At 59.9% G+C, this 21,991-nt stretch carries 14 protein-coding genes and 2 tRNA genes; 10 read left to right on the top strand and 6 right to left on the bottom strand.

Going from position 1 to position 21,991, the window contains the following annotated elements; translation table 11 throughout:
* The first annotated feature begins 32 nt into the window (after nucleotides 1–32).
* The 3 genes from J4G32_RS19215 to J4G32_RS19205 all read left to right on the top strand — a co-directional run bounded on the left by J4G32_RS19215 (nucleotide 33) and on the right by J4G32_RS19205 (nucleotide 6,246).
* Nucleotides 33–1,598: a hypothetical protein gene (locus J4G32_RS19215; protein ID WP_210497176.1), complete on the top strand. Its 1,566-nt coding sequence runs from the start codon at nucleotides 33–35 to the stop codon at nucleotides 1,596–1,598.
* Nucleotides 1,599–1,972: 374 nt separating this feature from the next.
* On the top strand, nucleotides 1,973–4,885 hold the full coding sequence (locus J4G32_RS19210; RefSeq protein ID WP_210497175.1) for a glycosyltransferase family protein: 2,913 nt from the start codon (nucleotides 1,973–1,975) through the stop codon (nucleotides 4,883–4,885).
* 284 nt (nucleotides 4,886–5,169) lie between these two features.
* Entirely contained in the window at nucleotides 5,170–6,246 is a 1,077-nt protein-coding gene (locus J4G32_RS19205; protein WP_210497320.1) for an acyltransferase family protein, read from the top strand.
* A gap of 252 nt (nucleotides 6,247–6,498) precedes the next feature.
* Here J4G32_RS19205 and J4G32_RS19200 read toward each other — a convergent pair.
* Nucleotides 6,499–6,575: transfer RNA gene (locus J4G32_RS19200), tRNA-Pro, on the bottom strand.
* A gap of 153 nt (nucleotides 6,576–6,728) precedes the next feature.
* On the opposite strand from J4G32_RS19200, the gene J4G32_RS19195 reads away from it, so the two are divergent.
* A tRNA-Gln gene (locus tag J4G32_RS19195) sits at nucleotides 6,729–6,803 on the top strand.
* A 125-nt stretch (nucleotides 6,804–6,928) separates the two neighbouring features.
* Here the strand turns inward: J4G32_RS19195 and J4G32_RS19190 are convergent.
* Complete coding sequence (locus J4G32_RS19190; protein ID WP_210497174.1) at nucleotides 6,929–7,285, bottom strand: hypothetical protein; 357 nt, start codon at nucleotides 7,283–7,285, stop codon at nucleotides 6,929–6,931.
* A gap of 365 nt (nucleotides 7,286–7,650) precedes the next feature.
* Here J4G32_RS19190 and J4G32_RS19185 point away from each other — a divergent pair, with 365 nt between their 5' ends.
* The 6 genes from J4G32_RS19185 to J4G32_RS19160 all read left to right on the top strand — a co-directional run bounded on the left by J4G32_RS19185 (nucleotide 7,651) and on the right by J4G32_RS19160 (nucleotide 14,774).
* The gene (locus J4G32_RS19185) at nucleotides 7,651–8,634 is read left to right on the top strand and encodes a glycosyltransferase family 2 protein (protein WP_210497173.1); all 984 of its coding nucleotides are present in this window, start codon (nucleotides 7,651–7,653) and stop codon (nucleotides 8,632–8,634) included.
* Nucleotides 8,621–9,304 carry a class I SAM-dependent methyltransferase gene (locus J4G32_RS19180; protein WP_210497172.1) on the top strand — a complete coding sequence of 228 codons (684 nt, stop codon included), beginning with the start codon at nucleotides 8,621–8,623 and terminating at the stop codon, nucleotides 9,302–9,304. The genes J4G32_RS19185 and J4G32_RS19180 overlap by 14 nt, the downstream gene beginning before the upstream one ends.
* A gap of 13 nt (nucleotides 9,305–9,317) precedes the next feature.
* Complete coding sequence (gene rfbF, locus J4G32_RS19175; RefSeq protein ID WP_210497319.1) at nucleotides 9,318–10,088, top strand: glucose-1-phosphate cytidylyltransferase; 771 nt, start codon at nucleotides 9,318–9,320, stop codon at nucleotides 10,086–10,088.
* Between the two features lie 2 nt (nucleotides 10,089–10,090).
* Nucleotides 10,091–11,212 carry a CDP-glucose 4,6-dehydratase gene (gene rfbG, locus J4G32_RS19170; protein WP_210497171.1) on the top strand — a complete coding sequence of 374 codons (1,122 nt, stop codon included), beginning with the start codon at nucleotides 10,091–10,093 and terminating at the stop codon, nucleotides 11,210–11,212.
* Nucleotides 11,209–12,423, top strand: a complete 1,215-nt coding sequence (locus J4G32_RS19165) for a Gfo/Idh/MocA family oxidoreductase (RefSeq protein ID WP_210497170.1) — start codon at nucleotides 11,209–11,211, stop codon at nucleotides 12,421–12,423. The genes rfbG and J4G32_RS19165 overlap by 4 nt, the downstream gene beginning before the upstream one ends.
* 146 nt (nucleotides 12,424–12,569) lie before the next feature.
* On the top strand, nucleotides 12,570–14,774 hold the full coding sequence (locus J4G32_RS19160) for an ArnT family glycosyltransferase (protein WP_210497169.1): 2,205 nt from the start codon (nucleotides 12,570–12,572) through the stop codon (nucleotides 14,772–14,774).
* A 74-nt stretch (nucleotides 14,775–14,848) separates the two neighbouring features.
* Here J4G32_RS19160 and J4G32_RS19155 read toward each other — a convergent pair whose 3' ends face one another.
* From J4G32_RS19155 to J4G32_RS19140, 4 genes are all read right to left on the bottom strand, one after another.
* A complete protein-coding gene (locus J4G32_RS19155) occupies nucleotides 14,849–16,258 on the bottom strand; it encodes a hypothetical protein (RefSeq protein ID WP_210497168.1) in 1,410 nt (469 codons plus the stop codon).
* A 77-nt stretch (nucleotides 16,259–16,335) separates the two neighbouring features.
* The gene (locus tag J4G32_RS19150) at nucleotides 16,336–18,381 is read right to left on the bottom strand and encodes a hypothetical protein (protein ID WP_210497167.1); all 2,046 of its coding nucleotides are present in this window, start codon (nucleotides 18,379–18,381) and stop codon (nucleotides 16,336–16,338) included.
* A 139-nt stretch (nucleotides 18,382–18,520) separates the two neighbouring features.
* Complete coding sequence (locus tag J4G32_RS19145; protein ID WP_246505338.1) at nucleotides 18,521–19,756, bottom strand: class I SAM-dependent methyltransferase; 1,236 nt, start codon at nucleotides 19,754–19,756, stop codon at nucleotides 18,521–18,523.
* Nucleotides 19,757–19,979: 223 nt separating this feature from the next.
* Nucleotides 19,980–21,755, bottom strand: coding sequence for a calcium-binding protein (locus tag J4G32_RS19140; RefSeq protein ID WP_210497165.1), 1,776 nt, complete (start codon nucleotides 21,753–21,755; stop codon nucleotides 19,980–19,982).
* Nucleotides 21,756–21,991 lie beyond the last annotated feature (236 nt).

Genomic DNA, 21,991 nt, shown 5'->3' with positions numbered 1-21,991 from the left:
ATGTCGCATATCTGCACGTCACACATGATGCGATGACGCCTGATAATTTGGATAGCTATGATGCTGTCATTCTAAACTACTGTGCGAGGTTGTCCATCAGGGGATTTGTGTCGGAAACCTTCGTCGATGCATTGCGAAGCTACAACGGGACGAAGCTCATTGCGGTCCAAGACGAATATGAAGATACCAATGTTCTAAAAGATGCCCTGAAAAGAATTGGATTTGACTACGTTCTGACATGTGTGCCGCAGGATTCGATCGCTTATGTCTATCCGCGATCTGAATTTCCTAACGTCACATTTGTCACGGTTCTGACCGGATACGTTCCCGAAGATCTCCTGTCCAACCGGAGCCTGCTTCCGCTGAGCCAGCGACCGATCACACTTGGCTACAGAGGGCGCGATCTGGGAGCCAGGTTCGGCAAGCTCGGCTTTCTCAAATACGAGGTCGGCAATCGCATGCGGCAAGCCTGCGAGGCTCGCGGGATATCCCACGACATTGCCATGGACGAACGAAGCAGAATCTACGGAGAGGCGTGGTTCGATTTCATCGCAGACTGTCGTGTGATGCTCGGATCAGAGTCCGGATCGAACGTGTTCGACTTCGACGGCTCGATCCACGCGCGTTACGTTGCGTTGGCTGCCGAACGAGGGCGGAAACCGACCTACGAGGAACTCAGGCCTGTGATCGAAGCGCGCGAGCGTGAGATTTCGATTGGGCAGGTGTCGCCGCGGATTTTCGAGTGTGCCGCCTTGAAAACTCCGATGGTTCTGATCCGTGGTCGCTATTCCGACGTGGTGCAGCCCGAGCGCCACTACATCCCCTTGGAGCCCGACTTCTCGAATATCGATGAGGTCTTTGCCAGGATCGAGGACCTGGAGAGTCTGGCGGCCATGGCGGAGCGGACCTACGACGATGTCGTGCTGTCCGGTCGCTTCAGCTATCGGACCTTCGTCGAAAGCATTGGCCGCTTGATCGACGCACGTATGACGTCGCGTCGCGTCGCGCAGCAGCCAAGTGCGCCGCAATACGCGGAGCCGTCGGATCCTCTGCGCAAGCTGTTGCGCGAGCGACCGACGTCAAGCATCAAAATCGGGAGTGATTTTTTTCGGCGTCATACCCAGTATAGTTTTGTTTCGCACTGGAAGAGCATCCTGTCTGAAGTGACAGGGCGAGAGGCGCGGACGAGCCAAGCCTATCTCGGGACGTGCCGCTGGGCGGAGGCGGAGATCCGCGATACGTTCAAATACGCGCCCTCGTTGTGGCCTCATGTCCAGGCCTCTCGCCGCCTCTGCAATGAGCTTTCTCGCCTGATTCAGAAATACGACGCTGAGAAATTAAAATTCGAAATCGAAGAAGCGGATTTCTGGACAGAAACGATTGATGCTCCGCCGGATGACGTCGATCGCTATGTCGAATTTCTTGAAAATCGAGCTGGCGAAGTCAAAAATAACGTAGCTGAATTGAATCATGCCTACAATAAGCTGTGTGGCGCCGTCGAAGAGTTGAAGGTCGCGCGCGATGTCTGGTCTGGATCCTTCCAAGCGGCCGTCGTTCGTGCCGCAACAACGATCCTTGGCAGGCGCGCGTCGAAATGAGGGGGAGCAGGCCGTCGAATGAGGCGCGCCCGCGCGCATCAGTCGTGTCCCCCCATTCCGTAACGGCAAGCCTGCACGAAGCAAATCCTGGCGGTCGTGAGCGAACCGGAGGGCGATCTCCGCCAATGACTTTGTTGCGAAGACGAGATCAATGCATCACCAATCGGCCCGGTTGCGTTCAAGATGGCGAGCCGTCGAGTGTTGCGACACCTGCTGCCAGCGAGCAGCGACCTAGTCTTCGTCGCGCAATCTGCGTATGCGTGTCTCCGACCGGAGCGCGCTCGGGCCAAAGGTGTTTGCGACGACGCGGCCATGGGCCTGCGTTATGGCCGACATTGCTGGCCGGTATGGGAGGTTAAGGCGTGGATATTGATATGCAGTCGGCTTGTCCCCGGCCGATCGTCGGCCGACGCGCGGGTTCGGACCGTGAGCGGTTCCTCATGGTGTGCTATTACGATCCGCAGGGGATCCCAACGATCTTCGAGAATATCGGCAATTGGCAACGCTTCAGTCAATACGACATCGAGATTCTCAACCTCTGGCCGGGACGTGGAGGCGCTGCCTTTCGGCTGCCGTCCACGGTCGATATGGCCCAGTATTCCGGGGTCATCATCCACTGCGCTATCGCGTATTCCCCCGCCAACCTGTTTTCGCTCGATCAAGTGCTCGAACGGCCGTTTCAGGATTTCGAGGGCCTGAAAATCCTGATGAAGCAGGATGAACATGTCGAGACGGCGCAGTTTGCCGCGTACATTGCCGAGAAAAAATTCGATATCGTCATTACATGCCTGCCGCCCTCTGAACGAGAGAAAGTCTATCCGCGCCAGGTCGTCGGCGACGTCGACTTCATTCATGCCTACACGGGATACATCTCCACCCAGCTCCGTGGCCTGACCCGCAGGCCCATGTCCGAGCGGCCGATCGACATCAGCTATCGCGGCTCGATCCAGCCGCTCGAGTTCGGGCGATTGGGCTATGAGAAGCGCGGCATCGGCTACGATGTGTCCGCCGCCACGGCAGCGATGCCCGATCTCACCGTGGACATTTCAAGCCGGTGGGAGGACCGCATCAACGGCACGGCGTGGTTCGATTTCCTCGGGCGCTCCAAAGTGGTGCTCGGTGTCGAATCGGGCTCGAATCTGTTTGATTTCACTGGCGAGGTTGCAGACTGGTGCCGGGGCTACGAGGTACGCTATCCCGATGCGGACCGGTACGCCTACGAATTCTACAGGCGGGCTCATGACGAATACCTTCATCGGTTCGAGGGCAACGTCAACTACGCGCAGATTTCGCCAAGGCACTTCGAAGCAGCCGCGTGCGGGGCAGCCCAAATCCTATTCGAGGGCGAGTATTCAGGGATCTTTGTTCCTCACCGCCATTTTTTCCCGCTCAAGCGCGATCTCTCGAACATGGCTGAAGCCATTGACTTCGCGCGCGACGACAAGCGCCTGAAGGCATTCGCCGATAGCGCCTTTGAGGAAATCGTTTGCAACCCTGCCTACCACTATGAAAATTTTGTCAACGAGTTCGACCGGGTCGTCGCGCACCGCTTGCTGCGCACCCGGTCGGCACGCGGCGCCCGCGAGGCGGTGCAAGGCAGCAAGCCGGCCCTGCGGACCGCATTGATGTTGATGGCTCATGAGCCGACCCTCGATCCGCGCGTCGACTGGTTCTCAAATGGCCTCGCGGCGAATTTCGAGGTTTGCGAGATTGGGACCGATCTCAAATCCGGTGAATGGCCTGCGCCGACAGTCGAGAAGCTGTCAGAGCGCAGAACGCGGGTCCGCGTCGATGCCGGGCTCAACCACTGGAATTTCATCGCCCGCGACACCCTGCCCGACGGGAGCGCCTCGCTGGGACTGGATGCGATGAAGGAAATCTACCTCTCCGCGCAGTTGCCGTTGCGGCCTCTTGCTGATGCCATCGGTGCGCTCGATGCGACCGACGATGACCTCAAACGCTTTCGCTGGTTCTGCCAATTTTTCGTGACCCACAATTCTGCTCTGCTCGAGGCCGGACGGCGAACCGGCGGGTTTGATCTCATCGTTGCGGTCGATTTTCACACCCTTCCAGCGGCCGTTGCCCTCGCCGAGGAGTTCGATGTCCCGCTCGTCTACGACGCGCACGAGTACTGGCCGTTTTCATTGGCGGAGTTCAGGCACTGGGAGGTGGAATTCTGGGCCGGTCTCGAACAGAGATTGCTCCAGCGTGTGACGCTCCCGATCACCGTGTCGCCGCAACTCGCCAACCTCATGGAAAGGGATTACGGATACCCGTTCCGCTCACTTCCCAATTGCGTTCCATTGGAACAGGCGGGTGCGTTTGATCTCGAAGGGGCGCTTGTTCAGCAGGCGCAACGGGACGATGTGATCTTTATAGTCCAGGGGGCGTTCGCACCCACGCGAGGATTCCACAAGCTGATCGACGTGTGGGACAAAGTAGACCCGCGCGCAAAACTCTGGCTTCGGGGGCCGGATAACGACTTCAAGTCGGCACTGATGGCGGCGGCTCAGGACAAGGGCCTGCTTGATCGGACCGTTTTCTTTCCTGATGCGGTTCGAGAGGATGACCTTCTGCAGGGCGCCCGCGAGGCGGATGTCGGCATCGTCCCTTACGAGCCCGTTACCGCAAACAACCGGTTCTGCTCACCCAATAAGCTGTCCCAGTATCTGGCAGCCGGATTGCCCGTCCTTTGCAACGATCTGGATTTCGTGAAATCCATCGTCGTTGGACAGGATCTGGGAACCTGCGTCAATTTCAACGACGGCCAAGCGCTTGTGGCGGCGATCGACGCCTTTGTCGCGCGGCGCGACCAACTCCCGGCAATGTCGCGAAACGCGCAGGCCTATTTCAGGTCGTCGCTCAATTGGGAAAAGATGAGCCAGCCCGTCTACCTTGAAATCGGCGGACTCGTCACGCGCCCCGGGACGGCGGTTTCATCGTTCGATTTCGACTGGATCGCCCGGGCGCAGAACCGCGACAAGCCGACGGAAACCGTCTCCAAAGCAGAGAAATCGGCTCACGAAATTCTGATTGATGAGATGCAGCTTCATATCGAAGGGATGAGCGAAAATCAGCAGGCCCTGCAATCGGAAATCGACCGGACCTACCGGGAACTCACAACCGAGATTGAACGGCTCAACACCGTCTATCCTGAAGAAATCAAGCGACTCAACACCGTTTATCTTGATGAAATCGCAAGACTGAAGGCGTCGTTCCCGCGCAAGGTCTTTCGGCGGGCCGTAACCATGGGAAAACGCCTGGTGGGCCGCGGTCCCCGGAGCTGAACGAGCGGTCGACCGGACACCACCTGAGACGGTTCGGCAGAATCATTCGGACAGGCTAGAGCCGATCCGAGCTTGATTGGACCAGAACGCTGGCTGAATGCCGCGTTTCTGCCGGCGGCCGCGTGCTGGAAAACATTCTTAATGTTATTCTATTGCACGAAGCGATATAATGTGGCAGAGGGATGCACTTCGCCTGTCCGGTATATCGATCTCGATGCTTGGGGTTCTAGAGTGAGCACATCTGATCATGAGGTGATACATTCACTCTTGGTAAAGTTGAAGCAATTGACGGCGTCCGCGGAATTGCTCTCCTCGTAGTTCTGTTTTGTCATACGAATCCGCAATTGTTCCCTGGCGGAAATATCGGCGTTGACTTATTCTTTGTTCTCAGTGGATTTCTGATAACATCTATTCTTCTCGAAGAGTTGAGAGCGACGGGAACGGTCGATCTCAGGCGATTTTATCTCAGGCGTGCCTGCCGTCTTCTTCCGGCGCTTGCAGTGGTCATTGCTTTTGTTGTCAGCTACACGGCGCTGACAGGCGAAGGGGCTCGTCTTGCAACGACCTTGACCGATTCTCTAGGGGTGGGCCTTTATTATTTTAACTGGCTGCTTGTGGCTTCCGGCGGCAATGCTGGCGCGCATCAGGTCATGTACACGCATCTTTGGTCGCTCTCGATCGAGGAGCAATTTTATATGATCTGGCCGATTCTATTGGTCGGTCTCTGCGCGACGCGCTTCAGGAAAATGGCGGTCTTGGCTGCAATGGGGGTCCTGATGGCATGGCCTACCATTGGGCGGGTGATTCTATGGCAAGAAGGTCCTTCCCTCGATCTATACTTCCGAACCGATTTACGAATCGACAACCTTATGTGGGGCGCGCTTGCCGCTTGGTTGCTGCACGAAGGCTATTGGTCGCGGTCTGATCAAGTCAACGGCCCACTGTCTTGGTTGGGGTTTGCGGCGCTGGTGGTTTTTTTCGGGTTGGCTCGATTTGATCTCCTCTCCAACGGTTTCCTGTATCTGGGGGGATATAGTTTGGTCGGGTCGATGTCGGCATTCTACATTGCCGTGGCCGCTTGTAGACCGGCGTGGCCAATGAAGTTGCTTCTCGAGAGCGAGTGGCTGCGCTGGGTTGGCAGGGTTTCCTATGGCCTTTACCTCTGGCATATCCCGATGTTCAAATTGTCAGCTAAGTCCTTTCCCGAGATGCTGTGGCTGCAGAATTCCGCCGCCCTGCTGGGTACGTTTGCCTTGGCGACGGCCTCCTATTACCTCATTGAGCGACCTTTCCTGAGGCTGAAAGACCGGCTGGGGCCTAGGACGAGAAGGTCGGCGGACCTGCAGGGTGAAGCCGCCTGACAGGGAAAGCTGCCATAGCAAGGGTCGGAAACGGAGCCCGCCACCTCCAGAATCGCCAGCAAAACCGGGCTGAATATCCTGAGGTTACGGACCTGTTTGTGACCATGGGCGGGAACGACGATCTGGACGAATGCCCCGGCCGGGGAGGCTCGAACCAACCGGCGGCTTAATCGGCGGCAGCACTCGGGGGGGGGGGTCGCCCGCACAAGTCGCGAGAGAGGTCGCTGCCCCGGCTGTTGGCGTTGGAAGAAATGGTCGGAGTGATAGGATTTGAACCTACGACCCCCACGTCCCGAACGTGGTGCGCTACCAGACTGCGCTACACTCCGACATTCTCTAAGCATCGGGAAGGCCGGACTTATAACCGGGGGACTCCCGCCCCGCAAGCGGAGAATAGCGGATTGGACGATAATCTGGCGCCGCATATCGTAGTTGCCAGAGCTGTCGGTGCCGACTATGAACAGCCGCACCGCAGAAGGTTTTGGGGCGTCGCCAAGTGGTAAGGCAGCGGTTTTTGGTACCGCCATTCGGAGGTTCGAATCCTCCCGCCCCAGCCATCCTCTCGATCAGCCCTGCGGCCCCCGCGGGCCGGTGGACTTGCTGCTTCCCGGTTCTCGAGGATATTGGCCCTTAGGGTTGCGATTGAACGACGAGCCCGTGGGGCAGGGGGCCAGGATGGCAGTCAGCGTGGGACAGCCGCCAGGCTGACCCCCACCACGATCAGGCAAAGCCCCGCCATCTGCATGCCGCTGAGCCGCTCACCGAACATGAGAACGGCCAGAGCCGGAACGGCGATGAAGGTCAGCGCCATGATCGGATAGACCACCGACAATTCGGCTCCCCGCACGGCCATCATCCAGGTGGCGCTGGCGGTGAGCGCCGCCGCCAGGCCAGTCAGAACCCAAGGGTCGAGAAACATCGCGGTGAGAAAACCGGCTCCCTCGGCGGAGGTCGCGTGAAAGGTCGCCCGCGCCTTGATGATGATCTGGCCGTAAACAGTCAGCGCAATGGTCAGGAACACATAGAAATATGTCATCATAATCGGGAATGCCGCCTCGAAGCCGACCGTCCGGCCCCGTGAAAATTTACTAGCGAGTGTTCGACTCCGTGGCAACCAAGGCCGGCGAGAGCCCTTTCAAGGTGTTGGGCGGCTGATTCGTGCGTTCTGATAGACATCAACGCGATCTTGAGCTAGACGCCTCTTGAAACATCGTTCGCTGATCGCCCTGCCAAATTCGCTTGTCGTCCAGGATCTGGTCTGGTTTTTAGCGACTGCGTCTGTTGAATGGAGCGTCTTTTCGCCTTTTCGTCGAGCATTGCAACGCGCAATGCGAACCTTACTCGAAACGCGAGTCCCGGGGAATGGTGTCTTGGGCTTCGATGAACGATGGTATCGATCATTCCATGACCAAGCAGCTCATCTCCATCATCGTTCCTGTCTTCAACGAAGAGGCGAACATCGATCGCGCCTACGATGCGATTGTTGCAGAATTGGAATCGCTTCCGGGTCTTTCGTTCGAGATCATCTTCACAGATAATCACAGCACGGATTCGACCTTTTCGGTCCTCGAGCGGCTTGCCGCGCGCGACACGCGCGTGAAGGTGTTGCGGTTCGCGCGAAATTTCGGGTTCAACCGTTCGATCCTTACCGGCTATCGCTATGCGCGGGGAGATGCGGCGATCCAGATCGACTGCGATCTGGAGGACCCGCCGAGCCTGTTTGGCGATTTCATCCGACTCTGGCGGGACGGCCATGACGTGGTAGTCGGCATCCGCGCGCGGCGCCGCGAAGGCTGGCTGATGGTGCTCGCGCGCAAGTCGTTCTACCGGTTTCTGGACAGCATTTCCGACACGCCGCATCAGATCGACGCTGGCGATTTCCGGCTCGTGGACCGGAGTATTCTCGATCAGCTCAAGCATATCGACGACGCCCAGCCTTACGTGCGCGGCCTCATATCGGAGCTTGCGCGAAAGCAGGGCAGTATCGCCTACACCCGCAACCGCCGGGAGTTCGGGGAGAGCAAGTTTCCCCTTCGCCAATTGGTCAAGCTTGGTCTCGAGGGCGTCTACGCACACTCGACCGTGCCTCTGCGGATCGCGACCTATATCGGCCTCGCCATTGCCCTCGCAACCGCGCTCACCACCGGCATCTACGTCATCGGGCGGCTGATCTGGCCGGAGGGCTGGCCGGCCGGCTTTGCCACCACGACCGTCTTGATCCTGTTCGGCATCAGCCTGAATGCGCTTTTTCTCGGTATCATGGGCGAGTATGTCGCGCGCATCTATCAGCAGGTCAGGCACAGGCCGACAGTCATTGTCGAAAAAGCCCTGAACATCAATGCGTCTGGCGCAGTCTACAAAGAGGAGCGCCGTCATGGACTTCAATGAGACCAAGCAGACCTACCGGGACACGATCGAGCAATCGATCGCCTTCGCCGGCAAGGGGCTCGATTTTTTCACCAGTGTGAAAGCCGACTATCTGCACCGCATTGTCCAGGCCGAATTGCCCGGTCTCGACAAGCCGCGCCTGCTCGATGTCGGCTGCGGCCACGGCTACATTCATCCGGATCTGCGCCGGTTCGGCTTCGACATCGTCGGCGTTGAGGTCGCAACCGAGGTCCTGCCCTTTGCCCGCGAGGCAAATCCGGATGTGACCTATCTGGGCTATGACGGCACGACCTTGCCGTTCGAGGATGACAGCTTCGACGTGGCAATGGCCATCTGCGTCATGCACCATGTGCCGCCGGAGCAATGGCCGAATTTCTCGCGGGAGATGCATCGGGTCCTGCGTCCGGGCGGGATCGTTGCGATCTTCGAGCACAACCCGATCAACCCGCTGACGCGCTACGTGGTGTCGCGAAACGAGATCGACGACGATGCCGTGCTGCTGTCGACATCAACGCTGCGCGGCCTCTTGAAGGACGCCGGCTTCCAGCAGGTGGCGACGCGCAACATTCTGTTCACGCCCTTCGCCAGTCCGTTTTTCCGCGCTGTCGACCGGCAACTGGGCTGGTGTCCGTTCGGGGCCCAATATTACGCAGTCGGAAAAGTGGTTTAGGCGAATGACGAACATGCAGGTTGTGTTGCTGGCAGGTGGCCTCGGGACGCGGCTCGCCGAAGAGACCGATCGGATCCCGAAGCCCATGGTGTCGATCGGGTCTCACCCGATCCTGTGGCACATCATGAAGAGCTACGCGCATTACGGCCTGACCGACTTCATCATCTGCGGTGGCTACAAGATCGATGCCATCATCGAGTACTTCGTCAATTACCGCCTCCATACCAGCAACCTGTCCATCGATATCGGCCGCAACGAGATCACTTACCTCAACGATGCGCCGGAAAACTGGAAGGTCACCATCATCGATACCGGCGAGTTGACCCAGACCGGAGGGCGCCTGAAGCGGGTCCAGCAATATCTGAAGCCGGATCAACCCTTCTGCCTGACCTATGGCGACGGCGTGTCCGATGTGGACCTTGGCGAAGTCATTGCTTTTCACCGGAAACGCGGATTTGAGGCGACATTGACGGCCGTCAGACCCCCCGCCCGTTTCGGCTCGACGGTCATCGAGGACGGGCTGGTCAAGAAATTCAGCGAGAAGCCAATCTCCGGAGAGGGTCATATCAATGGTGGCTTCTTCGTGCTCAACCACTCTGTCTTCGATCTGATCGACAGAGACGATACGATCTGGGAGCGCGGCCCGCTCGAGACATTGGCCGAGCGCGGCGAACTCGGGGCCTATGTTCATGACGGCTTCTGGCAGCCGATGGACACCCTGCGCGACCGCCGCTATCTCGAACAACTCTGGCAGTCGGGCCAGGCGCCGTGGAAGCGGTGGTAGGCATGTCCGGCGAGGCTCTCGATCGAGACCTGTGGAAGGGACGGCGTGTCCTTCTCACCGGCCATACCGGCTTTAAGGGCGCGTGGATGGCGATGCTGCTGGCACGCCTGGGAGCAACCGTCACGGGTTTATCGCTGCCCGCGCAGACAAGTCCCAATCTCTTTGGCCTGTTGTCCCCGTGGTCCGATCTCGCAAGCGCCACCTGCGATATCCGCAACCCGGCCTTGTTGAATGAGGCCATTCGGACGGCCCGTCCTGACATTGTCATTCACATGGCAGCCCAAGCCCTCGTCATGGAAGCCTATGCCGACCCTGTCGGGACGATCGCCAGCAACGTGATGGGGACAGTCAATCTACTGGAGGGCCTCCGGACGTCGGATGCAGTCTCCGCCGTCCTCGTGATCACCAGCGACAAGGTCTACGAGAACCGCGAGGCCGGCATCGATTTTGCGGAGAGTGCGGCTCTCGGCGGGCACGATCCCTATTCGGCGTCGAAGGCTGCGGCCGAGATCCTCACAAGCGCCTACCGGCGCAGTTTCTTCGCGGAGCGGGGCATTCCGGTGGTGACCGCCCGCGCCGGCAATGTGATCGGGGGAGGGGATTGGGCGCCCGATCGTCTTCTGCCCGATCTCTTTCGCGCCCACGAGAGCGGACGCCCGGTCTTCATGCGAAACCCGGATGCCGTGCGGCCCTGGCAACATGTGCTGGACCCGCTCTACGGTTACCTTCTCTACATTCAGCGCTGCCTCAGCGCGCCCGCCGCCGCGCCGACATCGGTCAATTTCGGGCCGCCGCGCGAGCCGGTCCGCACTGTGATGGAAGTAGCCGAGCAGGTCTCCGCATCCTTCGGCGCCGATAGCCTCTGGACGTGCGACACCTCGCGGGATCGCCTTCACGAAAGCCGTTTTCTTTCCATCGATAGTGCGCTTGCCAAGACAACCCTTGGCTGGTCGACCGCGCTGCCGGTCGACGAGGCGATCGGCTGGACTGTCGCGTGGTACAAGGCGTTCCAGGCGGGCGCCGATATGCGGGCATTCACCGACAGCCAGATCGACGCCTATGCCGAGCGCGTGCGCTCTCATGCGCTCATCGGAGCGCACCTTCGCGTACCCGATCGGCCGTGAGCAGCGACAAGGAGAAGCGTCAGGCTGTTGCTGTCGTCGGTGGCGGGCGATGGGCGCGCATTCTCTTGTCGGTCCTCGCGACGCTGAACCTGCCGTATGAGCTCGTCGTGGTGTCGAAAGCGAACCCGGCACGACTTGCGGATCTCGGCCGAGCGACCGGCGCGCATTTCGTGGTTGTGCCGGAGATCGATGACGCCCTTAACGCCTATGACGTGGTGGCGGCTGTTGTCGTCAACGCTGCGCGGCTTCACGCGCAGACCGCGCTTCGTCTGGTCGAGGCCGGCATATCGGTTCTCGTCGAGAAGCCCGTGGCCCTGGACCTGCACGACGTCGACACTCTCTTCCTGCGCGCCGCCGAGAACGGCGTGCATGTGATGCCGGCGCTGACCTTCCTGCATTGCTCGTATCTGCATCGGTTCGCGAGAACGGTCGCTGAGGCTGGGACGCCGGTCTCTGCCCGGATTGATTGGTGCGATGCGGCGGCCGAGGTCCGCTACGGCGAGGACAAGATGTACGATGCCGGTATCAGCGTGGCGCAGGATGTCATGCCGCATGTCTGGTCGATCCTGACGACGGTTCTAGGCGGGCCGAACGTCGACGTGCGGGTCGACGTCCACGCCTGCGACATCGCTGGCGGCGGACGTAGCGCTGCGTTCGACCTTGTGTTCGGCGGGATGCCGTGTCGCGTGACGCTCCAGCGAGAGGGCCTCGCGCGACAGCGGTCGATCGCGGTTGCGCTTTCGTCGGGATCAACGCTGACGCTCGATTTCACGACTGAGCCGGGAACGGTCACCGCAGGCACTCATGTGGTCACGGGGGACCCTGATTGGGAGCGCGTCGCGAGACCGGTCAAACGGCAGTTGCAGGCATTTGTCGCGCGTATCGGCGGACCAGTATCCGCCAGAGCCGACGCCGCTGCCAGAAGTTCCGTGGCGATCTCCGAAAGCGCGGACCGCCTTCTCAAGCGCGAGCAGGAATCATGGCTCGCTGGCCAGGCGATTTCCCGCCTCGATGACGACGTGAAATACGCCGTAAGGGAATTGATGGCTTCTCGGTGGGACGACAGTGGCGCGGTCCGCCCAGGCGACCGGGCAGCCCTCGATCAGCAGCTCGAATATTCGGTCCGGACGCTCGTCTCAGCGAATGCTGCCGGCAACTGGCAATCAGCCATCGAAGCGCTGAGAGACCCTAAGATCGGACGCCCGTCATGACTGGAACCTCCACGATCGAGGCACGCGCTGTGCCGGGAACGGCGGCGCTCCTGCGTTTTCGCCGAAATATGGCAGAGGGCTGCAGAGTCTTCGGACGGGAAATTCGAGACCTGCTGACGCCGGATCTTTTCTCCAGCGTCGTTCTCGTGATCTTCCTGGCGCTATTTCTTCCCACGATCGCGCGACATGCCGACGATGCCCTCATGCTGGCGACGTTTATCGACGATGATGCGCTTATTACGATGCAACTCGATGGCATGACGGCATGGCCTTATGGGAATCCGGCCCAATACCTCGGGCCCGGAGGCGCGCCGGGTGTGATTCCGGCCCACTGGTACAACATCAATTACCAGGAGCTGCCGTATTACGGAGGACTTTACCCGGATCTGGCTTTTCTGATCTGGATGCCGCTGAAGCTCGCGGGACTGCCACTTTTTCCGACCGGCCCGATCATTCTGCGCTTGCTGGCGATCGGCTTTTCCGTTTGCACGCTCCTCGCAGCCTATAATTTTGCGCGACGGTCCTTTGGACGGACCGCCGCGATGGTGAGTTTGCTCTTCCTCGCAACGGAGAGCCAACTGATATTCATCGGAACCGTCATCCATCCAGACAGCTTGCTGTTTTTTTTGATGATCGTTTCTCTTGGCGTGTGCCTTCGCCACGCAGCCGACGGCGGAACCGGGAGCCTTGTGGCCATCGGAATCGCGGCCGGCTTGGCGCAGGGCGCGAAAATGGGCGGCCCGTTGTTGGTTCCTGTCACAGTGCTGGCCATATGTTTGGGATCCTGGCGGCACGTCCAGGAAAGGACTGCGATCAGTCTGATCGCTTGTATATCGCGGCGGGGCGCAGCTGTCTTCGTGATCGCGCTTGCTGTCTTTGCTCTGACGACCCCATACGCCTTCGTTGATTCCTATTTTTTCCGCGTTTGGCGGGCGTGGGCATCGACGTTTACCAGCGAGTCTCCGATCTCTGTCACAACCTTCTGGGACTGGCTCTCGACGCTCAGGACGCGTCTTGGCACTGGCTTGATCGCGGCTGCCCTGCTTGGGGCCTGCCTCTTTATCCTTCGCGAACGCAACCGACTCCCCCTTATTTTTGCCGCGCTCCTCGGGCTCACCATCTTCCTCTACTACGCCTTGTTTCAGAAGTTTTGGGTCCAGCCGCAATACCTCGTCATCTGCTATTGGGTCGTGGCGCTCTCTGCGGCGTATTGCGTCCAGTTTGTGGTGTCGATTGTCCCTGCTTTTGGCCAAGGGCGATATCAGGGGGTCGTTGCTGGCGGTGTCGTTCTGGCGATTTCGCTGTTCAGTCTGAGCCGTCTCGAGACCGCACTCGTCTATCCTATCCGCTACGCTTTCTGGAGAGAGGCTCCTAACTACATCGTCGGCAGCTGGGCTTCGGCGAACTTGAAAGCGGTCGGCAATCCTAAAATTCTGATCGATGGGCCAGCCTATTTCGATCCCTCGCAGATCCGGGATGTCTACCTCCGCGGAGGGCCGGTCAGATACGAAGATCTTCTCAAATTCCTGCCGGATTACTTTCTGCTGACCCGTTATGTGGATAACTGGCAAGCCAAGAAAATCGCCGGCCCCAAACCAGGCCATTGGGATCCGGACCTGTTCAATATCCGGCTGTATCAAGATCTGCTGGGGGGAGACAAGGACGCGATCGATGTCGACACGCGCTCCACACCATTCGCTTCCCACGTCGCATCTTTCGGGTGGATGAAAGTGGGCTCAGGCGAGGGGGCAGTCTGGGACCCAGACGGGACATATCTACCCGCAACGGTGCGACGTGTGCTCGATGAGGTGCCCTTGGTCACAAGAGCGGCTTACCGTGCTTGGAGGGATGTGAAGTTCGACCGCCACGTCTCGCTGTTCAAACTCGATCGCGAAGTCTTCATGCAGTCTGTGCCCGTCGCGATGCAGATTTCTTCGGCGAGACCTCTTGCGAGTTCGTCTGCGCCAGACGCGCCGCCCGACTCGATCATTCTCGGGAACGACAATTGGCGGAGCGCCAAACAGGGGCTGGAAGCCGTCGGCGAATATGTCGGGTTTGAACTGCCCTTCGCGCCCGCCGCTCCAAAGACCATCGTCGTCCGATGGGTCGCCTGGCACTGGTGTCCGGAGAGCATCGAAATCGAGGCGTCCGACGATGGCAGCGCGTGGAAGAGCCTGGGTATCTTCCCCGTGAAGGAGCCGGCTGATGTGGCAAGCCGCAATCAGGGGACAAATCGCTGGGAAGAGACCTTTACGCTTCCAGTCACCACGCCGCATCGCTTTTGGCGGATCAAGGCCCATGCCATGAAGGATGCGAATTATTTCGGCCTTGAGCGGATACGAATTCAGTAGAGGCCCGGCGGCGGCCCGGAATGCGCTCCCGTCGGCGCACGCGAGTTGGCAAGCGTCGCGTGCCGAGCCCAAGGCTATTTCACGGACAGGATCTGTCCCAGCGGGTCCCTGAAGCCGACCAGGCCCACCTGACCCAGGAGCTGCTGCTGCATGCCGGGCCGCGTGATTGCCGCAGCAGCGACACACAGCCATACGGCTCCGAGGAGAACCCAGCGGGACCGCGGCGACGAGAGCCGCCGCCATTCCGTCATGACGAGATAGGCGACAAGAATGGTGAGCGCGCTGACGCTGAAGACAACTTTATACGACAGCCCAGGAACCGAGTTGTAGGGTCGCATCTTGATGGCGAGATGGGTCGCGAACCCGGTGGCCACCATCAGCATCAGGCAGGCGATGACCGCATGATGCCAAGCGGGGCTCTTCCACGCGCGCCTGACGACGAGGATGAAAAGGCCCACAAACACCGTCGCGGCGATGCCCGCATAAAAGCGCCACATGAACAGGTGGCTCATCACAACAAGGTGCTGGTACTGCGCGTGATAGCCGTGCTGCTCGGCAATAATCTTCTCGGGGCCCAGATAGGTGAGGGAGTTCGACGAGGAGACGAATGACGGAAGATAATTGTCGAGCGACATGTAGAGGAAGGTGAAGAAGTTGGTGAGGAAGTCCTCCACCATCATGACCGGGCTGGTGTAGGTGAGGAGCAACTCCTCTTCCTCGCCGTAGCGCGTGAACTGGCCGGGATATTGCAGGCGGATGAGCAGGTAAACGGCCAGGGTCGCAATTGTCGCAACGATGACGAACGCGCAGACCCGCGTGACAACCGGCCTGACATGCCATTGCGCCCACACCACGCCGAAGGCGGCGGCCGATATCAGCGCGATGGCGTAATTGATCCACCACTCGCTCGACAGGGCGATCAGACACAGGGAACCGGCGAAAGCCAGATATCCGCGTCCTGCCGTCACCTCCTCACGCAGCAGCATGACGACGATCGTGAGGTTCACGGCGCAGAAGGTGAGGATCAGGTAGAGCGGGATCAGACTGCCATAAGTGTAGGTGTAGTTGAGCTGCGTCCCAAAGGCGAACATGAAACCCAAGGTCGCGGCGAAGACGAGCGATCGCGTGACATAGAACGCGAGCGCAAATGCCGTGCCGATAAAGAGGCACGAAAACAGAAGATAGCTTGCGAGCGGGCCGAGGAAGCGCTCGGCCGCATAGGTCGGAAACAGCGTTGCCGGTGGCCAGTAGATCCGGTTCATCTCGTATTCCATCGGCCAGAGCAGGCGCGTCCAGTTGGTCTGGAATGCCTGCGTCATGGAATCGAAGATGCCCTTGTTGATGGCAAGAATGCGGATGCCTTCGGGGGGCTTGGGCAACGTCAGCAGCGTGAACACCACATAGGCTGCCACGATGGCGAGCCCCGTGAGAGCGGCAACTCTCAGCTCTCGGCGGTAGATCGACATGTCGGGTCCGAAGGCCATGCGCGTTCTCGTCCTATGATACAATGATGGCAGCGGCGTGCGTTGTCCGCGCCGGTTCCGTAGTTCAGCTCGACACCCTATTCGCCCGGATAGGCGTCGAACAGATCCTTGCCCGCGAAGGGCTTGCGCCGCAGAAGGATGAGCCGCCCGCCCGGGCCGAGAGCTTCTAGCGCGTACGCTTTCCGGAGTTCGCCCAGATCGATGTCGATATTGGTTCCCAGTAGACCGCGTTCCGCGGCTGCGCTCAGATCGGTGCCGAGAAAGACCTTATCCGGGCCGCGCTTCACGAGCATGTCGACCTGGTCGTCTCGATCGACTCGACGGATCATCTCGGCAACTCCCGGCCCCTCGAGGTCGGGACGCATGCCTGATTCGCCATACAGAACGCCTTGATTGATTCCGACGATGGCGATGCGCTCCGCGGGGGCCGCATGCGCCTGGATGAAAGCGATGTCCTCTCGAACGAGCGCGTTCTGGTCCGGCGGCGCGGCCCTGACAGTCGCGGCCAGATGGGCGACGGCTGGAGCCGTGTTGAGCAGGAAGGCTGCCGGCAACGCGCAACTGATAACCGCGACGGCACCGACTGCCACGCGCCCGGTCCGGTTCGTCACGCGCGCAGCCGTTCGGTCCAGCAGAAAGAAGAACAGAAGAATGCTGGGCCAGGCTACAAGCCGCAGCACCAGGATATGCGACCGCCCCGTATAGTAGAGCAGAAGGCCGATGCCGAGGACGGCAGCATACGCCGCCATTTCCAGCTTCGGGTCCGCAAGTCGCGTCCCTGACGAGACCCAGACGGTCGCCAGGATGAGCGTACAAAACAGCACAGCGACATGCATCGTCCAATAATCCGGGAACGGCAGGATCGGAATCATGCCGAACCCTGTGACGAAGAACACGGTCTGAAACAGGATGTATTTCGGAAAATCCGGCGTCGAGCCAGACTTGATAAAAAGATAGGCGATGAAGAGCGCGAGAACCAGAATCACGGCCACGGCGAATGCGGCAACCCGTCCGGCAGCGACGGCGAAGGGCGATGAGGCCCCTTCTACGGGGGTGATGAACGGTTTCAGGCCGGCGAAAAGACCGAGGGCGCCGGTGACCGCGATTCCACTTTCCAAATTCCACGTCAGCGCGACGCCACTGAAAGCACCAGCCGCCAGGGTGCGCCCAAGCCCGGGCGATTGCCGGTACCACACCGCGAGCAGAAGGCTCAGCGATGGGAACAGAAACCGGACGGGAAAATACTGCAGGATCTGATCGGGGTTGTCGTAAATCAGGTTCAGGGCGACGGCGACTATCAAACCGAGAAGGCATCCTATGAGCATGAGCGGCCGCTCGATGAGCCACCAGGCGAACACCATCGCGGCGGAAAGAGCGACGATCGACAGGACAGTGAAGATCGACGTGATGACCACGATGCGGCTGCCGAGCAGCTGCAGGAACGGCGAGAAATACTCTCCGAGGCATCCATATTGCGGGATGACCTCCACAAGGCAGGTGCCACCGCCCGCAATCCGCACCAGGGCGGACGTGACAGCCTCGTAGTGGGATGAGAACGGGCCGTTATAGTGGACCGCGCTGTCGAGCGTCCAGATGCGCTGTGACGCGATCATCAAGGCGCTGACGGCGATCGCGGTCAGCAGGGAGATACGGTTCGCTTTTCCGTGCAGGTGCTGGGGAAGCGCCAGCAGCAGACAGGCTCCGACCACGCACAGACCAGTGGCGGTCCATTGCAGGCCGTCGACAAAACGCGCGAGCTCCGGGGTCGCGCCGCGGATGATGCAGATCCACAGCATGAAGCCGACAAGAGAAAAAAAGACGGGCCGTGGATCGGCAAGTGGTTCTCCCAGCCGCTTGGAAAGCCCGATGGCCGCACCCACCAGGAACGGGACAGACAGAACCAGCGAGATCAACAGGAAGCGGTCGAGGGGTTCCGGGTACACGCCGACGGTGTTGGGCAGGAGGATGGGATCGACGCCGCGTCCGACGATTACGGGATTGGCAGGGCCCAGCGCTGCGAGGACATAGCCGAGGCCAACGAAGGCGAGGGCCGCTGCGAGGAAGATGGCGAAGGTGTGCGACGCTCCAGAGAGTGTGGCTGAGGGGGGTGTCGCGTGCTTCATCACCGGGCCGGGCTGTGCGCTTTCGTCATTCGATGGGCCGGCGGCCCGACCGAGCCGCGGACTTCCGGGTCGGACGCGGTCGCAGTCTTCAGCGTCGATCCATGACCGTGATCATGCATCGACGCCCTAGCCAAGTCCGCTATCGATCCGTTTCACGAAAGTCGTCTTCCGCGATGATATCGATGATCCGCCCGGAATAACCGCGCTCGAGCATGTAGGATCGGATCTCTCGGGAGATATGCCAGGCGAGGTTCAGAACCGGCCCTTCGCCTGCAACGAAATCATCGTCGGACTTGATGGGGATGCGCGTACCGGGAACGTAGTGCCCGATCTTGCCGGAAGCCGGCTTCTCGTACACCGCTTCGATGTGCGTTTCGTTGAGACCCAGCATCCGGATCGGGATCGCCGCGCGACCAGGGAACGCCTTGGCTGAAAGCGTGCCATGGCGCTGGACCTCGTTCGTGATTTCGGCAAGCTTTTTCTTGCGCCATGTGGCGATGCGCGACGACAACGTCTCGAGACCGGCCCCGAATGCCTGCTCGATGGCGTGCAGCTCATCCCACCGGTCATGCTTGGCATCGCTTTCGGCGTTCTTCAGGAAGACGCGAATGTTGCCGCCGTAGCGTTGGGGAAACTCCACCTTCGCCACCACCATGCCGAGCGCATCCGCGATGAACGCGAAAGAGGTGAAACTGTAGGTACGCGGATGCTCATGGTAGAATGTGTCGAACTGGTCCTTCTTCAGGACGGCGCCGAGATAGTGATTTTCGATGACGATGACCGTATTCGGCGCAGCGAGCACTTTGAGGGATCGAATGACGCCCTTCAGATCCTCGATATGCGCGAACACATTGGTGAACGTGATGATGTCAGGCGCGCCGAAGTCGCTGACGAAGCGTCTCGCGACATCCTCACTGAGGAAGTCATTGATCACCGTATGACCCCGCTCGGCAGCATCGCTCGCGGCTCCGGTGGGTTCGATCCCGAAGGTCACCGCACCGCGCTCGCCGAAGATGGACAGCAGGCTCCCGTCGTTGCAGCCGATGTCGAGAACTTTCTTGCCGTCGAGATTCCCGAGCATGTCGCCGCAGGCCTCGACCAGCTGCCGCATGCCGTTGATCACGTCCGCCGTATGGCGCGAGCGGTAGTGATAGGTCGGCGGAAACAGCTCATGCTTGGGGATCTGGAAGTGCTGATGGGCCGTGATGCAGCGATCGCAGAAAAGGATATCGATGGGATATTCTTTGCAAATACGGTTATCGCCGATTGCGACCAGGTCATCGCACATCGGGTGCTTGCCGAGATCCAGAACGGGGCGCAGATCGTTGCTTCCGCAGACCTCACAGCTGGTGATCTGGTTCAAAGCTCCGGACATGGGCATTCTTTCTAAGAGGAGACGCGTCTTCCAGCGGTTGAAAGGTCGCTCCCAAGAAGAATAAGGGTCGCCCTTGGAAGCGCCCGCCTGATATCACACTTCAAATACAGCGACAACGCGACTGGCATGCTGATCCCCCGCCCGCTCATCCTCAACAGATCTTCACCATCTCGCGCATGCGCATGCAGATCGGGGGGTCGAAACGATCGCTGTTCCCCGCAGCCTAAAGAATAAAATCCCACGCATGGAGCTTGTCGAAGGTCGGCGCGCCGTAGACCTGCAGCGAGAAGTCGGGGTTCTTGTCGCCGTCGACATCCGCATAGATGAGAAAGCCCCGTGAGGCCGCATTGGTCAGCGTCGCGGTGAGCTCGCCCGCTGTGCCGGAGAACGCCGTCACCAGCTTGAAGGCCTGGTTGCCGCCGATCTTCGTGTTGGCGTCGATGGCCGACAGGTCGATGATGTCGCCGTGGTCGAAGGACGTGATGACATCCCGGTCGGCAAACCTCACGCCGGAATCGGTGATCGCCTTGAAGACGAAGCGGTCATTGCCCTCGGAATCCCGCAGCAGGTCCTTGCCGCCACCGCCGATGATGATGTCGTTGCCGAGGCCGCCATCGATGACGTTGCGTCCCTCATTGCCAACGATGACATTGGAATCGGCATTACCCGTCGCCGTCAGGTTGGCCTTGCCCAGAAGGGTCAGGTTCTCGACGTTTGCAAAGGATGTCAGGGACAGGGAAATCCAGCTCTGGATCGTGTCGATTCCCTCGCCCACCTCTTCCTGGACGATGTCGGCCCAGCCGTTGACCACATAGGTATCGTTGCCGGTGCCGCCGATCATGAGATCGTAGCCGTTGCCGCCATCGAGAAAATCGTTTCCGGCGCCGCCGATGAGCGTGTCGCTTCCGGCGCCGCCGTACAGGAAGTCGAAGCCGTTCATGCCGTTCAGCACGTTGTTGCCGGCGTTGCCGGTGATCGTGTTGGAGGCCGCATTGCCAGTGCCGGTCAAATGGCCGCTGCCGGTGAGCACCAGGTTCTCGACATTGACATCGAGCGTGTAGCTCACGCTCGCGCGGACGGTGTCGATCCCCTGTCCGGCCTCTTCGCGCACGACGTCAAGCAACGAGTTCACCACATAGGTGTCGTTGCCGCGGCCGCCGATCATCTTGTCGTAGCCAAAGCCACCGTCGAGATAATCGTTGCCGTGGTCGCCGTAGAGGACGTCATTGCCGGACTTCCCGAAAAGCCGATCGTCGCCGAAGAGGCCCCGCAGGGTGTTGGCGCCGGCATTGCCGTTCAGCACGTTGTTCAGCCCATTGCCGATGCCGTCGAGATTGCTGCTTCCGGTGAGGGTGAGGATCTTGTCATCGACGCCGAGGATCTTCGTGCGGGCGAGCGGCAGATAGGACAGCAACTCGTCGGGGCTCGTATAATAATAGAGAAAGTCGCCCGGCTCATACAGGCCATCGGTGACGGCTTTGACGACTTTGCCGTTGAACCAGTCGATGTCGTCGCGGCTGTAGAAGGACACCCGGTCCGTCGTGGCTACGGGCTCTCCTGCAACCAGTGCATTATAGCTTCCGACGATCGAGAACAGGCCCACAGTCGGGTCGACCAGCATGGCTTGCTTGCCAGGGGTGCTGATCAGCAGCTGGGCATGGTTTCCAACCGCGCCGCCATCCCATCCGACAAGCGCGATATCGGCGCCGGACGAGGCCATTTTCTTATAGAGGTACCAGCTCAGAAGGGCGTAATTGTCACAATCGAGACCGGGTTCCGCCAGAAGGGCCGGCAGGGTTGAGGCGACGCTGGAGCCGTACGGCTTGAGCTCGTAGGCAACCAGAGCGCAGAAGGCGAGCTTGATATGATCTTCCGGCTGCCCTGAGAAGGCTGACCCGAGGGCTTTCTTGAAGGCAGCGCGCGACGTCGTATAAAAAGCGGCCATGGAGTCAGGATTGGCGGCCAATTGATTCAACGCCGCCTTGGAAAAGAAAGTCATAAAGAGAGCCGCTCCGTAAGGTCAACTTGGCCGGCACCATAGGTCGAAGGCCTTGCGGGCTCAAGGGCAGCCGCTGCCATTGGTCCGTCAGCCGGGGCGGGCGGACACGTGGGCATGACGTGGTCCGACGATGAGCTTTGGGCACTGGGCGCCCGAGGCGGGGAATGCGGACACGTGCTGCTCAAGGCAAGATCCTGTCACAGCGGACACCTGAATTCCGTCCTCGGACATATTGT

Origin of the sequence: Microvirga antarctica (assembly GCF_017921815.1) — a bacterium.
In the GTDB taxonomy this organism is placed as follows: domain Bacteria; phylum Pseudomonadota; class Alphaproteobacteria; order Rhizobiales; family Beijerinckiaceae; genus Microvirga; species Microvirga antarctica.
Note: the sequence above shows the minus strand (reverse complement) of the source record. Positions and strands in the feature narration are given on the sequence as shown.

Coding starts and splice junctions, on each gene's coding strand:
- J4G32_RS19155 (WP_210497168.1), bottom strand. CDS start 16,258: ATGGCCTTCGGACCCGACATGTCGATCTACCGCCGAGAGCTGAGAGTT.
- J4G32_RS19185 (WP_210497173.1), top strand. CDS start 7,651: ATGACCAAGCAGCTCATCTCCATCATCGTTCCTGTCTTCAACGAAGAG.
- J4G32_RS19140 (WP_210497165.1), bottom strand. CDS start 21,755: ATGACTTTCTTTTCCAAGGCGGCGTTGAATCAATTGGCCGCCAATCCT.
- rfbG (WP_210497171.1), top strand. CDS start 10,091: ATGTCCGGCGAGGCTCTCGATCGAGACCTGTGGAAGGGACGGCGTGTC.
- J4G32_RS19210 (WP_210497175.1), top strand. CDS start 1,973: ATGCAGTCGGCTTGTCCCCGGCCGATCGTCGGCCGACGCGCGGGTTCG.
- J4G32_RS19180 (WP_210497172.1), top strand. CDS start 8,621: ATGGACTTCAATGAGACCAAGCAGACCTACCGGGACACGATCGAGCAA.
- J4G32_RS19215 (WP_210497176.1), top strand. CDS start 33: ATGACGCCTGATAATTTGGATAGCTATGATGCTGTCATTCTAAACTAC.
- J4G32_RS19190 (WP_210497174.1), bottom strand. CDS start 7,285: ATGATGACATATTTCTATGTGTTCCTGACCATTGCGCTGACTGTTTAC.
- J4G32_RS19145 (WP_246505338.1), bottom strand. CDS start 19,756: ATGTCCGGAGCTTTGAACCAGATCACCAGCTGTGAGGTCTGCGGAAGC.
- rfbF (WP_210497319.1), top strand. CDS start 9,318: ATGCAGGTTGTGTTGCTGGCAGGTGGCCTCGGGACGCGGCTCGCCGAA.
- J4G32_RS19150 (WP_210497167.1), bottom strand. CDS start 18,381: ATGAAGCACGCGACACCCCCCTCAGCCACACTCTCTGGAGCGTCGCAC.